15 protein-coding genes and 2 tRNA genes are annotated in these 13,555 nt (G+C 53.7%); 11 read left to right on the forward strand and 6 right to left on the reverse strand.

Features of this window, described 5'->3' with window-relative positions; translation table 11 throughout:
• The first annotated feature begins 135 nt into the window (after window positions 1-135).
• Window positions 136-741 (forward strand): GNAT family N-acetyltransferase, encoded by a 606-nt coding sequence (locus AUQ43_RS05865; protein ID WP_062955338.1) that lies wholly within the window; start codon window positions 136-138, stop codon window positions 739-741.
• Here the strand turns inward: AUQ43_RS05865 and AUQ43_RS05870 are convergent.
• On the reverse strand, window positions 738-1,937 hold the full coding sequence (locus AUQ43_RS05870; protein ID WP_232310600.1) for a S9 family peptidase: 1,200 nt from the start codon (window positions 1,935-1,937) through the stop codon (window positions 738-740). The two genes, AUQ43_RS05865 and AUQ43_RS05870, sit on opposite strands and share 4 nt — an antisense overlap.
• Window positions 1,938-1,981: 44 nt before the next feature.
• Between AUQ43_RS05870 and AUQ43_RS05875 the strand changes: the two genes are divergently transcribed.
• The 5 genes from AUQ43_RS05875 to AUQ43_RS05895 all read left to right on the forward strand — a co-directional run bounded on the left by AUQ43_RS05875 (window position 1,982) and on the right by AUQ43_RS05895 (window position 4,546).
• Window positions 1,982-3,196, forward strand: coding sequence for an acetoin utilization protein AcuC (locus AUQ43_RS05875; protein ID WP_084272006.1), 1,215 nt, complete (start codon window positions 1,982-1,984; stop codon window positions 3,194-3,196).
• The gene (locus tag AUQ43_RS05880) at window positions 3,193-3,639 is read left to right on the forward strand and encodes a DUF192 domain-containing protein (RefSeq protein WP_062955339.1); all 447 of its coding nucleotides are present in this window, start codon (window positions 3,193-3,195) and stop codon (window positions 3,637-3,639) included. Before AUQ43_RS05875 ends, AUQ43_RS05880 begins: the two co-directional genes overlap by 4 nt.
• Before the next feature lie 172 nt (window positions 3,640-3,811).
• Window positions 3,812-3,888, forward strand: a tRNA-Pro gene (locus AUQ43_RS05885).
• 144 nt (window positions 3,889-4,032) lie between these two features.
• Window positions 4,033-4,326: an ETC complex I subunit gene (locus AUQ43_RS05890; protein ID WP_062955340.1), complete on the forward strand. Its 294-nt coding sequence runs from the start codon at window positions 4,033-4,035 to the stop codon at window positions 4,324-4,326.
• A 143-nt stretch (window positions 4,327-4,469) separates the two neighbouring features.
• Window positions 4,470-4,546, forward strand: a tRNA-Arg gene (locus tag AUQ43_RS05895).
• A gap of 787 nt (window positions 4,547-5,333) precedes the next feature.
• Here AUQ43_RS05895 and AUQ43_RS05905 read toward each other — a convergent pair.
• The 4 genes from AUQ43_RS05905 to hisI all read right to left on the reverse strand — a co-directional run bounded on the left by AUQ43_RS05905 (window position 5,334) and on the right by hisI (window position 8,957).
• Complete coding sequence (locus tag AUQ43_RS05905; RefSeq protein WP_062955342.1) at window positions 5,334-5,987, reverse strand: YitT family protein; 654 nt, start codon at window positions 5,985-5,987, stop codon at window positions 5,334-5,336.
• A gap of 209 nt (window positions 5,988-6,196) precedes the next feature.
• A complete protein-coding gene (locus AUQ43_RS05910) occupies window positions 6,197-7,027 on the reverse strand; it encodes an aldo/keto reductase (protein WP_062955343.1) in 831 nt (276 codons plus the stop codon).
• A 346-nt stretch (window positions 7,028-7,373) separates the two neighbouring features.
• Entirely contained in the window at window positions 7,374-8,513 is a 1,140-nt protein-coding gene (locus AUQ43_RS05915) for a GTP-binding protein (RefSeq protein ID WP_062955344.1), read from the reverse strand.
• A 45-nt stretch (window positions 8,514-8,558) separates the two neighbouring features.
• Complete coding sequence (gene hisI, locus AUQ43_RS05920) at window positions 8,559-8,957, reverse strand: phosphoribosyl-AMP cyclohydrolase (RefSeq protein ID WP_062955345.1); 399 nt, start codon at window positions 8,955-8,957, stop codon at window positions 8,559-8,561.
• Between the two features lie 151 nt (window positions 8,958-9,108).
• Between hisI and AUQ43_RS05925 the strand changes: the two genes are divergently transcribed.
• The 5 genes from AUQ43_RS05925 (at window position 9,109) to AUQ43_RS05945 (ending at window position 12,273) form a co-directional block, all read left to right on the forward strand.
• Window positions 9,109-9,585 (forward strand): Fur family transcriptional regulator, encoded by a 477-nt coding sequence (locus tag AUQ43_RS05925; protein WP_008890884.1) that lies wholly within the window; start codon window positions 9,109-9,111, stop codon window positions 9,583-9,585.
• The gene (znuC, locus tag AUQ43_RS05930) at window positions 9,566-10,390 is read left to right on the forward strand and encodes a zinc ABC transporter ATP-binding protein ZnuC (RefSeq protein WP_062955346.1); all 825 of its coding nucleotides are present in this window, start codon (window positions 9,566-9,568) and stop codon (window positions 10,388-10,390) included. Before AUQ43_RS05925 ends, znuC begins: the two co-directional genes overlap by 20 nt.
• On the forward strand, window positions 10,387-11,196 hold the full coding sequence (locus AUQ43_RS05935) for an iron chelate uptake ABC transporter family permease subunit (protein ID WP_198157153.1): 810 nt from the start codon (window positions 10,387-10,389) through the stop codon (window positions 11,194-11,196). The genes znuC and AUQ43_RS05935 overlap by 4 nt, the downstream gene beginning before the upstream one ends.
• A gap of 81 nt (window positions 11,197-11,277) precedes the next feature.
• The gene (locus tag AUQ43_RS05940; protein ID WP_114129824.1) at window positions 11,278-11,703 is read left to right on the forward strand and encodes a hypothetical protein; all 426 of its coding nucleotides are present in this window, start codon (window positions 11,278-11,280) and stop codon (window positions 11,701-11,703) included.
• A 57-nt stretch (window positions 11,704-11,760) separates the two neighbouring features.
• Window positions 11,761-12,273 (forward strand): DUF3429 domain-containing protein, encoded by a 513-nt coding sequence (locus tag AUQ43_RS05945; protein WP_062955349.1) that lies wholly within the window; start codon window positions 11,761-11,763, stop codon window positions 12,271-12,273.
• 85 nt (window positions 12,274-12,358) lie between these two features.
• On the opposite strand, the gene metC is transcribed toward AUQ43_RS05945, so the two are convergent.
• The gene (gene metC / locus AUQ43_RS05950) at window positions 12,359-13,543 is read right to left on the reverse strand and encodes a cystathionine beta-lyase (RefSeq protein ID WP_062955350.1); all 1,185 of its coding nucleotides are present in this window, start codon (window positions 13,541-13,543) and stop codon (window positions 12,359-12,361) included.
• Between the last annotated feature and the right edge of the window lie 12 nt (window positions 13,544-13,555).

Consider the following 13,555-nt stretch of genomic DNA (forward strand, 5'->3'; position numbering starts at 1 on the left):
GATGATCCCAACGGTGTGGTGTTCCCGCAATGTTGACCGGAAAGGCAATGCGTCGGGCTGGATCGCCCATTTGTTTGAACAGCGCAAAAGTGGCAAGATCATTTGCCCACGTGCCAGTGTGTCGGAATAAAAGATATGGATCGTCAGGGATTTATCATCCAGTCGGGGTTGGCAGAGCAGCACAAGGAACAGGCCTGTTCTTTGTTCTGGGAGGCCTTCCGGCAGAAGCTTTCAAAACTTATGGCCCCGGAAGACAAGGCACTGGCATTTGTCCGGCGTGTCATCAGGTCCGATCACGCGATCTGCGCAATAGACAGTGATGGCAGGTTGCTGGGTGTTGCCGGGTTCAAGACACCAAAAGGTGCCTTTGTCGGCGGAACGCTTGAAGACCTTTGCGCCATTTATGGATCGTGGGGTGGGCTATGGCGTGGCATATTGCTGCAATTGCTTGAGCGCGCCCTTGTCGATGACGTTTTGTTGATGGATGGTATCTTCGTTGCTCCAGAAGCGCGCGGGCAGGGTGTCGGTACCGCACTTCTGGATGCGGTGGCGCGGACGGCGCGCGATCAGGGGCTTGGTACAGTTCGTCTTGATGTTATCGATATCAATCCGCGTGCTCGCGCCCTTTATGAACGTTGTGGCTATCGCGCGATTGAAACCAGTGACATCGGCCCCTTGCGCCACCTGTTCGGGTTCGAAGCTTCAACGACCATGCATCTTGACCTGCGCGCTTTGAACTAAGTGCGCGCAACAACCTGTTTGATCCAGTCAGCAATCTTGTCGAACGTGCCGGGCACATAGGCATACCGCCCAAGGGCAACATACAGCATCTGCCGGGAAGTCGGCATTTCACTGCTTAGCTGATAGTTAAACAGATTGCTTCTGAGCAACGCGTGCGTGGCATCGGGGATGACAATTACCTCATTTTCAGGATGTCGGCCGATCAGGATATCGCGATAGATCGCAGCATCGGTTTTCGCATCCACATTCAGATCATCGCGCCCCCACATGGCAAGCGTCGGTGTTTCAAGCAATCCAAGGTCCGCCGTTGCGTCAGATGTGATGTTGCGTTTGACAAACTCGAACCTGCCGTATGGCATCGGATGCTGATCATCGATATTTGCAAGGTAGGTTTCATACGTTGCGTCAGGTGCAAAGATCACGGCGTCACGGACGTGGTTGCGTTCGATTTGATCATTAATCTCTGCTTGTGTTGTACCATCGGCCAACAGGCGTTGGCGTGTATAAAAATCGCCCTGGTTTTGCCAGTTCACGGCCCCGCCAATGATGACATTAAAAGCATTGTCCGGGATCATTCGCGATGCCTTGGGGATCACCCAGCCAGCCTGAGAAAAGCCGATAAAGCCGATTTTTTGCCCGCTGTCGGGATGGGCGGTTTTGATTGCCTTATATGCCGCAACGGCTTCGTTTGCGCGATCATTCATGGATTGCGAAAGCCAGTTTCCCGTACTTTCGCCGACCCCGGCCTTGTCCCAGCTGTAAATACCGATCCCGCGATCAAGCAGGGCATTGATCAGGGGTAAATAGCCATCGTCCGCAAAGCGGTCCTGCGGACCATCGCCGTGAACCAGAAGGGCAATCGGGCCTGTGTGCTGCGCACCAGGCAAGATCAGGCTACCAGACAGAACAGCACCATCGTGTGCAAAGCTGATCTGTTCAGTCGGGCGGTTGCTGATATCAAAGTCAGACAATCCGATAAGTGCGAGACTTCCGGGAACAGCAACAAGCAGCACCAACAGAATAAACGCCACCCTGACAAGGCGGCGGTAACGAATGCGGCGGGGCGATGGCACGGCACAGCCTTTCAGGTTGGCGGCAGCAAGGTGTTTGGCGATGGTCAAAGCTTGCGGGAAGTCACAGTGTCCGTCAATCGCCTTGAAGCCGCTTATGCCGATGAAATCCGGTGAGCCATTCAAACCAAATTAATAGGTGCCGCGCCCGGGACTGCACAAAACAGAACTTGAAAGAGCATCGTGAAACGGTCAATGCTTTTGGCACCGCAACCAAATCTGCCCCGCGTGCCATTGTGATCCTTTCTGACGAGATACCTGGCCATCGTATTGTCGATCCCGCCCCGCGCATGATCGCGGCCGAGATTTATCGTGGCTCAAGCTATGGGCCGAAGCATCCATTGGCGATCCCGCGTGTGTCGCTGGTGGTCGATATGGTGCATGCGCTGGGCTGGGTGGATGAGGCCACCTATTTGACCGGGCCCGTTGCAACGCCCGACCAACTCGCGCGCTTTCATGACCCGGATTATATCGCAGCCGTCATGCAGGCCGAGCGCGATCAATCCTTGCCGCCGGAAATGATGGAGCGGTTCGGTCTGGGCAAGAATGGCAATCCGATCTATCCGGAAATTTTCCGGCGTCCGGCGACTGCTGCCGGATCATCGGTGATGGCAGCCAACCTGATCAAGGATGGCGGCATCATTCATCATCCGGCTGGCGGGACTCATCATGGGCTCAAAGACCGGGCATCGGGCTTTTGTTACTTCAATGACCCGGTTCTGGGCATTTATGCCTTGCTCGATTCCGGGCTGGATCGGGTCTTGTATGTCGATATTGATGCCCATCACGGGGACGGCGTGCAGTATGCCTTTGCCGAGGATGAGCGGGTTTTGACCGTATCAATGCATCAGGAAGACCTGTGGCCGAAAACCGGCGCGATTGATGATATTGCGGGTGGTTTGGCGCGTAATTTGCCGGTGCCCGGCGGCATGCATGATGACGAGATGCGCTATGTCCTGTTTGAATATTTGATTCCTCTTGGATTAAGTTTTGCGCCCCAAGCTATTGTTTTACAATGTGGATGTGATACTCTTGCTGAAGATCCACTGTCCAGACAGCTTTTGGGCAACCAGTCGATCTGGGAAGTCGTGGGGGCGATGACCCGATTGGCGCCCCGAAGTCTTGTTCTGGGAGGCGGAGGATATAGTCCATATGGCGTTGCGCGCTGTTGGTCCGGGGTGTGGGCAACCATTAACGGGATCGAAATACCTGATGTGTTACCCATCACAGCGGAAAATATCCTGCGTGTCATAAAATGGTCGCATAGTCGTGGCAGACAGCCGGCAAGTGAGTTGTTTACAACACTTGCGGATCCATGGCGGGGTGGCGCCATCCGGGACGAGGTCCGGGATCGCGTCAAAAGACTAAGAGGATATGGGGTATGAAGTCGTTCTTTCAGATGACTTTGGTTGTGTGCTTTATCAGCGCGGCGGTTGTTGCCGGGCTGAATGCAAAGGCAACCGGATTTGAACGGTCGCGTCTTCTTGTTGATGGCGAAGTCTTCAATGTTGAACTGGCCATCACACCCGAAGAACGCTCGCGCGGCCTGATGTATCGCACCGAAATGGCTGATGATGCCGGAATGCTGTTTGACTTCGGCGGTCCACGTGACATTTCGATGTGGATGAAAAACACCTTCATTTCGCTTGATATGCTGTTCATCAAGGCCGATGGCACAATTGTCGGCATTGAAAAACGCACGGTGCCACAATCAGAAACCATCATTCCGTCGCCAAGGCCTGTGCGCTTTGTGCTTGAGCTGAATGGCGGGTCTTCGGACCGGATGGGGTTCGAGGTTGGCGAAAAGGTCGAAGGCCTGCCGCGATAATCCGGGCAGGCCGCTTTGCGCCACATGGCAAAAGATCAATCAGCAATAGCAAGGCCGCAGATGATATCTGCGGCCTTTGGTTTTTGAATTGCTGCTTGGGTCAATTTTTCGACAAAAACGCATAATGCGGTCTTGCCCACCCAGCAAGATGGTGCTAAATCCACATCCGCGTCGGGGAGTAGCGCAGTCTGGTAGCGTACCTGCTTTGGGAGCAGGGGGTCGCGAGTTCGAATCTCGCCTTCCCGACCATTTCCCCTTTTATTGTTTTTCGGACGCCCAACGGGATTTCCAAGTAACGATAAAAGGTGTAAAAGATGAAGAGATAGCAGGGGTTAGAGAGACCCGTTTAACTGCCATCATCATCTTATCCCGAAGGTCAAGACGAGGGTCCCGATGAAGGTCCGTGTTTACAAACCTGCCAAGAACGCCATGCAGTCCGGTCAGGCTGCGACCAAGCACTGGGTGATGGAATTTGAACCGGGTGCGAAAAAGATTGCCGATCAGCTGATGGGCTGGATCGGATCTACTGATACCCGTGGTCAGGTCCGCATGTATTTCGAAACCCTCGAAGAAGCGCAGGCCTTTGCCGCCAAGCACAAGCTGACCGCGGACATCGAAATGCCGAAACCGCGCAAAATGCAGATCAAGACCTATGCTGATAACTTCGCGTTCAAACGCGTTGTCTGATCTGAAAGTTGCCACTGGCATCTGACCAATTCTCGGGGCGGATTTCCGCCCCGTTTCGTCTGACAGGGGACGTTAAATCCTGTGAACACAGTCGGGCAGGCGCCCAATGCCATGCCCCGGGGTTCGTAACCACCCCACCCAGCGGTCCCTTAGCTCAACTGGATAGAGCAACAGACTTCTAATCTGTAGGTTGCAGGTTCGAGTCCTGCAGGGATCGCCATTTTTCCAAAATCAGCGCTAACTGTCTGGTTCTCTCAGAGGTCGCTCAAATAAGTGTAATATTCTCCTTTTCTTTGAGAAACTCCTCAAGGTGCTTTCTGCAATCTGATATTTGTGCTTCTAGGGATTCGAAAGTCAACGCTGGAGCAGTGACACGACACGTGTGATACCTAGTGCGAGTATTGGAATAAGAGATGGAGAGGGGTGGATGGCGAATTTAGCAATTGTCTATAGAAAATACTTTGGAATAAAATGGTGTGTATTTCTTAGGGCTTCTCTTGTTTTCGTTCTTATATTGGCTATTTTTGATGTAAATGGATATATTGAAGTTAATTTTATGTTGTCGTTTACTATAGCGTATTCTGTGGGGTTTTTGAATGCAATAGATTCATTTTTCCGGTGGGTTAATTTTTATAAGAAAATCAGTTTATCAAAAAGAGAGGAAATGAAATTAAGGAGAGACAATATTTATAAGTATCCGTTATATTTGGCTGTTTCTGTGTGTTTTCTAATATTTTTTTATATAAGTGATGGGTTTATTTTGTTTTCTTCCGCTGTAATTTGGATTATCGGCAATGGATGTTCAATTTTTTGGGATTATTTAGATCGGCGAGACTTCGATTTATAGAGTTTTGGTATATGTAAAATGAATATTTAATTGTGAATTAGGGCGATTTCAGTTTGACAATGTTTTGCAGGGCCTAGCGTTTTGAAGTGATGTGATGGGTACTCGCGTTTGCCGCGGGAAGCAGCCTGTCAACGATAATGCCTCCTGAGAACTCGCCTAGTTACCGCGCTGAGAAATACCGACCCGGACGGTGGTTGAGAGCGATGATCAGGTTCAACACGACTGCGCCGAGGATGGAGAGCAGGACCTTGTCGAAGGGCAGGGTCAGGAAGGCGCAGACGAGGATCACCATATCGACGGCGAGCTGGAAGTAACCAGCGCGGATGTTGAAGTTTTCCTGAAGGTAGAGGGCGAGGATATTAATCCCGCCAAGGCCCGCGCGATGGCGAAACAGCATGAGCAAGCCAATGCCCATCAGCGCACCCCCGGCAACGGCGGCATATACCGGGTTGAGCGTGTCGAACGCCACCAGCATCGGGGTCAGTTTCGAGAAGGCCGAGACCAGACCAACGGCGATGAAGGTCTTGATGGTGAATGCCTTGCCCATGCGTTTGAAAGCCAGCCAGTAAAAGGGCAGGTTGATCAGAAAGAAGATCACGCCAAACGACAGTCCCGTGGCATGTTCGATCAGAAGGGCAGCGCCGGCGGTGCTGCCGGTGACAAGGATGCTTTCGCTATAGAGTGTCACACCAAGTGACACCACCATGGTGCCCAGCAACAGGGCCAGAACATCCTCATACGGGCGATGAGCGATATCGTCCTTTTTCGGTGTGCTGGTGGTGGTTGCTGTATCGGTTGTGTTTTCGGTGCTCATAAGCAAATTGCTGCCAATTGGTTGATCAGATCAGGTCTTGTTCCTTGATAAAAATACGCTTTTCGCAGGTGCGAAACAAGCTGTGCGCAAGGAGGGGGCGTAAATTGCGCGTTTTTGGTGTGCCTTTACCTTCAAACGCAAAAGACCGACCCGAAAGGGGCCGGTCTTGGTAAATTCATGCGTGTTTGCGCCTGTTGGGGTGCCCGCGATCAGGCGGCTTTATCCCATTTGGGGGCAAAGGATGGATCAATCAGACGACCGTTCGGATTGGCAAGATCATGGATTGCGTCCATGTCGTTTTCCGAAAGCTCGAAATCAAAGATATCGAAATTGGCCGCGGCATTTTTGGGGGAGCCCGATTTCGGGATCGCCATGACACTGTCTTGTTGCAGCAACCAGCGCAGGGTTACTTGCACCGGCGACTTGCCGTATTTTTCGCCGATGGCCTTGAGCGTCGCATCCTTCATGACGTTGCCGCGCGCAATCGGGCAATAGGCGGTCAGCAGCATGTCATGCGCCCGAACACTTTCGAGCACCTTGGACTGGTCAAGATAGGGGTGATATTCGACCTGATTGACTGTAAGCGGCGCATCGGTCAGCGACACGGCCTTTTCGATCAGGGCTGTCGGGAAGTTTGAAATCCCGATCAGGCGCGTCATTCCGAGGTTTTTGACCTCGTTCAAGGCCGCCATGGTTTCTTCGAGCGGAACGTCATCATTTGGCCAGTGCAGAAGCAGCAGGTCAACATGGTCCAGATCGAGCTTGCGTGCGCTTTCGACCACAGATGTCTGCAAATCACCACTTTGGAATTTGTCATACCAGATCTTGGTGGTGACAAAATAGTCGTCGCGCGCAAGGCCGGATGCCTTAAGGCCGCGACCGACACCTTCTTCGTTGTGATACATCTGGGCGGTATCGAAATGACGATAGCCGATCTTTGCGGCCTCTGCGATCATCTCGGCGGCTTCGTCGTTATTGAGCTCGTAGGTGCCAAAGCCAAGGGCCGGGATTTCAATGCCCTGCCAGTTTCGGTAAATCATGCTGGTTTACCCCCTATGCCTTTTGTTTGTTGTGTTTGTTCTGATTGTGGGGCTTTCCGGTATCATGCGCAAATGACGATCCGGTTTCAGTTTGCCCGATTTGACCCTGATTTAGTCCACATGTCGCTTTGTGCAACCTGTACATCAGGATGACTGGCGCTGTGCAATGGGGGAAGGTGTGCTGTTTGTCGATTGCCGATGGCGGTGTTCGGGCAAAGAAAAAGGGCGACCGAGGATAATGGGTCGCCCGAAGTTCAGGACTTAGAGTGAGGCTGTATCAAGCCAAGGCAGAGATTGCCCCATCTGCCGGGGGTGATCCTTGATGTGGCTCAAACGCGGTGGATTATTATTCCGGCGTGTTGCCATCTGCGGTTTCGCTAGCCGCGGCATTAAGATGATAAAGGGATTCACGGATCACCTGCGGGCCAAGATCCCTTGTGATGAAGACGATTTTGGACCGATGATCATCGCTTGGCCATGCGGGCAGGGATGCCGGTGGATGGAAAACATGCTGCACGGCGTGAATGGCCACCGGGGCGTCTTCGCCGACCAGATTAAGGATGCCCTTTACCCGCAACAGGCTTTCGCCGCGCATCTGGGTAAAGATTTCGGCCCAGGTGACAAAGGCATCCCAGTGGATCGGTTCATCAAAGGTGATGCAAAATGACCGGATGTGGTCGTCATGACGGTTCACGTCGTGGCTGTGATTATGGTGGTGTTCGTGATCGTGGGAATGACCGTGCTCATGTCCGTGTCCGTGGTCATGAGCATCATGATGATGCTCGTCGCCATGATGCTCATAGGCTTCGTCGCGTAGCCATTTTTGCACATCCATGCTTTTGGTCGCCGGATCATACAGACCGGCATTGAACAGTTTTGAAACCGCAATATCGCCATTGATCACCGGATAGATCGGGGCGGCGGGGTTGAGGGCACGCAGGCGGCTTTCAAGTGTGGTGCGCGTCGCGTCATCGGCCAGATCGGCCTTGGTCATCAGGATGCGGTCGGCAACAGCGGCCTGCTTGACGCTTTCGGGGTGATTATCAAGCTGGCCTGCACCATGAAGCGCGTCGACCGTGGTCACCACGCTATCCAGGCGGAACTTGGTGGTCAGAAGCGGGTCGGTCATCAGGGTGTGCAGGATCGGGGCCGGATCTGCAAGGCCGGTGGTTTCAATGATCACCCGGTCAAATTCCGGGATTTCACCGCGCGTGCGTTTGACAAACAAGTCACGCAGACCCGAAATCAGATCACCGCGCACCGAACAGCAAATACAGCCTGAATTGAGCAACACCACATCTTCGGAAACTTCACGCACCAGCAAATGATCCAGCCCGATTTCGCCGAACTCGTTGATCAGGACCGCCGTCTTATCCATGCCATCCTGTGTCAGCAGGGCATTCAGCAGCGTGGTCTTGCCACTGCCCAGAAAGCCGGTAATGACGGTGGTGGCGATGCGGTCAAACTGTTCGTTGGAAAGGGCCATGATCAATCAGGTCTTTTGCGCTGGGCGTGGGATTTGGGGCGGGGGCTATTTCTTGCCGTAAAGTTCTTCGGTCGATATTTCCGGTTCGGAAATCGCGACTTCCTTGCCATCACGGGCGGCGAAATAGAAACAGTTGCGCCGTCCGGTGTGGCAGGCCACCCCGATCTGATCGACTTCGACCAGAATGGTGTCCATGTCACAGTCATAGCGGAAATCGACCAGTTTCTGCACCTGGCCGGAGCTTTCACCCTTGCGCCAGAGTTTCCCGCGCGAGCGCGAGAAATAGCATACCCGGCCGGTTTCAAGCGTTTCAAGCACCGCATCGCGGTTCATCCACGCCATCATCAGGACTTCGCCACTGTCATGTTGCTGGGCGATTGCCGGAATCAGGCCATTTTCGTTGAATTTCAGTTTGTCGGCAATCTGTGCATTTGAGCCCGTCATGGGGAAGCTCCGGTCGATGGTGGTTGACTTTTAACGTTTCGCACGTCAGAAAATGATATATTATAACATTTCATCAGATGCCACGGTTTTTTGAAATCGGTTGGGCCAAAGCCGCCAAAATCAGAACGCCGTCGATACGAGATATTCAGCTATGAGCGATCTTTTCCCCAAAAAGGGCCATGATCACGACAGATGTGTGCATAGCGCACTTGCGCAGGCAGAGAAAGTCTGTGACAGCGAAAATGCGCGCTTTACCGACATGCGCCGCAAGGTTTTTACCCTGATCTGGCAATCGCACAAGGCGGTCACGGCCTATGAGCTGCTTGATGCGCTGACTGCCGAGGGGCAGCGGGTGCAGCCGCCAACGGTTTATCGCGCGCTGGAATTCCTGACCGAGCTTGGACTGGTGCACAGAATTGAGTCGCTTAATGCCTATTTCGGCTGTGACCGGCCCGATTGCGAACATCTGGGGCAGTATTTCATCTGTACTGATTGTGGCCGCGTGGCCGAGGCCGTGAACGAGGACATGAGCAACGCGGTGCGCAAGGCGGCCCGCAGTGTCGGTTTTACCATTCAGGCGACCACGGTCGAGATCAAGGGGCTGTGCCATGACTGCGCCACTCATTGAAGGCCGTGACCTTGTTCTTTCCTTTGGCAATGAGCGAGTTCTTGATCAGGTGTCGCTTGCCATTCATCCGGGCGAGATCATTACCCTGATCGGGCCGAATGGGGCTGGCAAATCCACACTGGTCAAAACATTGTTGGGGTTGCAGAAGCCTGACAGCGGTGAAGTCGTGCGCAAGCAGGGACTAACGATCGGCTATGTGCCCCAGAAGCTTGCCATTGATCAGGTTTTGCCGATGACCGTAAAGCGATTCCTGACCCTGACCCGGTCCGTCAGCCGCGCGGAGTGCGAAGGCGTTCTGGCGCAGGTCGGGGCAGGGCATGTGATTGATGCGCAGATGAGCCAGCTTTCAGGTGGCGAGACACAGCGCGTCATGCTGGCGCGCACCCTTTTGCTGCGTCCGCATTTGCTTGTGCTTGATGAACCCACACAGGGCGTGGATGTTTCGGGGCAGGCAGAGCTTTATCGTCTGATCGATGAAATCCGTCACGAACTTGATTGCGCCGTTCTGATGATTTCACATGATTTGCATCTTGTGATGGCCAAGACCAATCAGGTGGTGTGTTTCAATCGGCATGTCTGTTGCCATGGACAGCCCGAAACCGTGCGCCAGCACCCGGAATACCGGTCGCTGTTTGGCGTGCGCGAGGCGGATGCGATTGGCATCTACACCCACGAACATGATCACGAACATGATCTGTCGCGTCATGTTGTGGCGGGATGTGGTCACGATCATTCGCATGACCATCACCATCATGCACATGACCATGTTACGACCGTCAAAGAAGGGGCGGAAACAAATCAATGATGGACGATTTCCTGTTCCGTGCGATTTTGGGCGGTGTTTTGCTGGCCGTTGTCTGCGGGCCGTTTGGGGCCTTTATTGTCTGGCGGCGCATGGCGTTCTTTGGCGACATGTTGGCCCATACGGCATTGCTGGGTGTGGCTCTTGGTCTGTTGATCGGGGTCGATATCCGGATCGGTATGATCGCGACCTGTCTTGTTGCGGCGCTGCTTTTATCCTATGGGCAGCGCCAGGCACGCATCGGCAGTGACACGGTGCTCGGTATGCTTGCCCATTCAACCCTTGCGCTGGGCATGGTCGCGCTGGCCTTCGTGCAAGGGGTCGCGGTTGATCTGATGGCCTATCTGTTTGGTGATATTCTTGCGATCAATACCGGGGACATATTGCTTCTGGCTGTCGGCGGGGCTTTTGCCTTTTGCGTGCTGGCCTGGATGTGGCGGCCACTGCTTGCCCTGACAGTCAGCCCGGAAATTGCTGCTGCTGAAGGCATTCCGGTCGAACGGTTGCGCCTTGTTTTCATGCTGCTGATGGCGCTTGTGATCGGCATGGCGATCAAGATTGTCGGGGTTTTGCTGATTACAGCCCTTTTGATCGTCCCGGCTGCCAGTGCGCGCTTCTTTGCCCGGACACCTGAACAAATGGCGATTGGTGCCGGGCTGTTTGGCGCGGCATCTGTGCTGGCGGGGATTGCCCTCTCATGGCACGTTGATACGCCCGCAGGGCCGAGCATCGTGATTTCGGCTGCGGCGATCTTTATCCTGTCCGCAGGCTTTGCGCCGGTGATGCGAAAGTTGACATCGGGCGCTTGATCATCAATTTAAGTCCGAAACAGTGATATAGGTAAGATGCACATACCTTTGAGCAGCTGTGTGAGGCAGTTAAAGAAGTGGATGCTAACACCGCATCTGCTTTTTCTCGGCTTCATAGGGCCGGGACTGCTGGGGCTTATTGACGCACGCTTTGATGGCTACTTTGTGTTTGACGGTCAGTTTGCTCATTCGCTTGCAACGATTTTGTGGGTCGCCGGTGTATATCATGGCTATCGCTTTGGACGATATGTCGGTATTGGCACGCTCGCCATTTATGGTTATCGGGTGTCAAGGTTCGAGCATGCCGCCAAAATGTTTATAGGTGGCTGCATTACTTTGTCTGGAACAGCAATTTTCCTGCTTTCTGATCTACGGATTTCAATTCCGATTATGTACAGCCTCGGCTTAATCGGCTCAGCATTTATGTACTCTGCTTGGTATGCTTATGTCCGGGGAAGATCACGTGCAAGGCGGCGGATAGCGACTTTTCGTAATCAAAAACAGTGATCAGCCTGACGCCCGATTCCGTAAAGCGCAGATAGAACCGTTTCAGAGGACATCGGCGTGCAGCAGCAATCACCAACAGATACCAAACCGCAATCAGCGTCTGGCCCTGATGGAGATGAGCATTTCTTTGCGTCAATTCCAGTGCCGGCGCGTTGGTTCGGACTAACGGGGGCGATCCCGTTTGTTGCTTTGTCGATTGGCGGGGCCTTCTTGTCCGCGGCGCATCAGTCATTGGCCTATTTTACCCTTGTCGCCTATGGCGCGGTGATTTTGTCATTTCTGGGTGGTGTGCATTGGGGAAGGGCGATCTCGGCCTTGGATAAGGGCGCTTTTGCCGACAAGTTCTTGTGGGTTTCGCTTGGCATCAGTGTGGTGCCATCATTGTTCGGATGGTTGGCACTGCTTGTGCCCATGGCAATTGGTTTGCCTGTTCTGGCGGCATGTTTTGCGGCCATGCTGCTGATTGACTTGCAGACTGTCAAAAGCGTGCAGTTCCCATCATGGTATGGTAACTTGCGGGTCATTCTGTCGGTGATTGTGATTGCATCGCTGTTATTTGCGTGGCTGTGACGTCGCGCCGGTTCGCAGGTTTGAACGGAAAAAGGGCGCTGAACTCTTAGCGCCCTTAATAATTTTTCGGGTATGTTTTTCGGGTTCAGGCCATTTTAAGTCGCTCAAACCCGGCTTCAAGATCCGCAATCAGGTCATCGGGATCTTCAAGGCCGACATGGAGGCGGATCAGTTGGCCGTCTTCGTCCCAATTGGTGGCGGTGCGGATTTTGGTCGGGTCGGATGGCAGGATCAGGCTTTCAAAGCCGCCCCAGCTAAAGCCCATGCCAAACAGTTCCATGTGATCGACCATATTGGCGAGTTGGGCTTTCTCGACCGGCTCCATGACAAAGGAAAACAGGCCGCTTGCGCCGCTGAAATCGCGTTTCCAGATGGCATGCCCCGGATCATCAGGCAGGCCGGGATGCAGCACGCGTTTGACTTCTGATCGGGTTTCCAGCCATTTCGCGACCTTAAGCCCGCTTTCATGATGTTGTTTAAGGCGCACGGCAAGGGTGCGCAGGCCACGCTGGGCAAGGTAGCAATCATCCGGACCAACGGCGTCTCCCGAAATCAGGATCTGCTTCTTGATGGTGAGCAGGTCTGCCTCGGTCGCGGTGGTGATGGTGCCCAGCATGACGTCCGAATGGCCGACAATGTATTTGGTGCCCGCCTGGACCGACACATCAACACCCAGTTCAAACGGGCGGCACAGGATCGGGGAAGCCCAGGTGTTATCAAGCAAGACCTTAACATCACGCGCGTGCGCAGCCTTGGCGATTGCCGGGATATCCTGCATTTCAAAGGTCAGCGACCCCGGACTTTCACACCAGACAAGGGCGGTATTATCGCGAATAAGGCCTGCAATATCGCCACCAAGCGTCGGGTCATAATATTCCGTCTCGACCCCGAACTTCTTGAGGAAGGTATTGCACAGGTTGCGAGTCGGGAAATAGGCGCTGTCAGTGACGAGAATATGATCCCCGGGCTTCAGAAAGGCGAGGATGGCATTGGTGATGGCCGAAACGCCCGAGGAAACGCAAAGCGTGCCATAGCCGCCTTCAAGTTCGGCAACGGCTTCTTCCAGCAAAAAGCGGGTCGGCGTGCCGTGGCGGCCATAGGTCACTTTGCCAGGTGTTGAGGCGCCAGCCTTTTCAAGCTCTGCCAGACTGTCAAACAGGATGGTCGAGGCATGCAACACCGGCGGGTTGACCACGCCGTGATACTGGCTGGAACGGCGGCCAGCGTGGACCAGTTTGGTTTCGGTATGTTTGGGGCTTTGAGATGACATATCAGGCGGTTC

This window comes from Thalassospira sp. MCCC 1A01148, from assembly GCF_001613795.1.
Taxonomy (GTDB): domain Bacteria; phylum Pseudomonadota; class Alphaproteobacteria; order Rhodospirillales; family Thalassospiraceae; genus Thalassospira.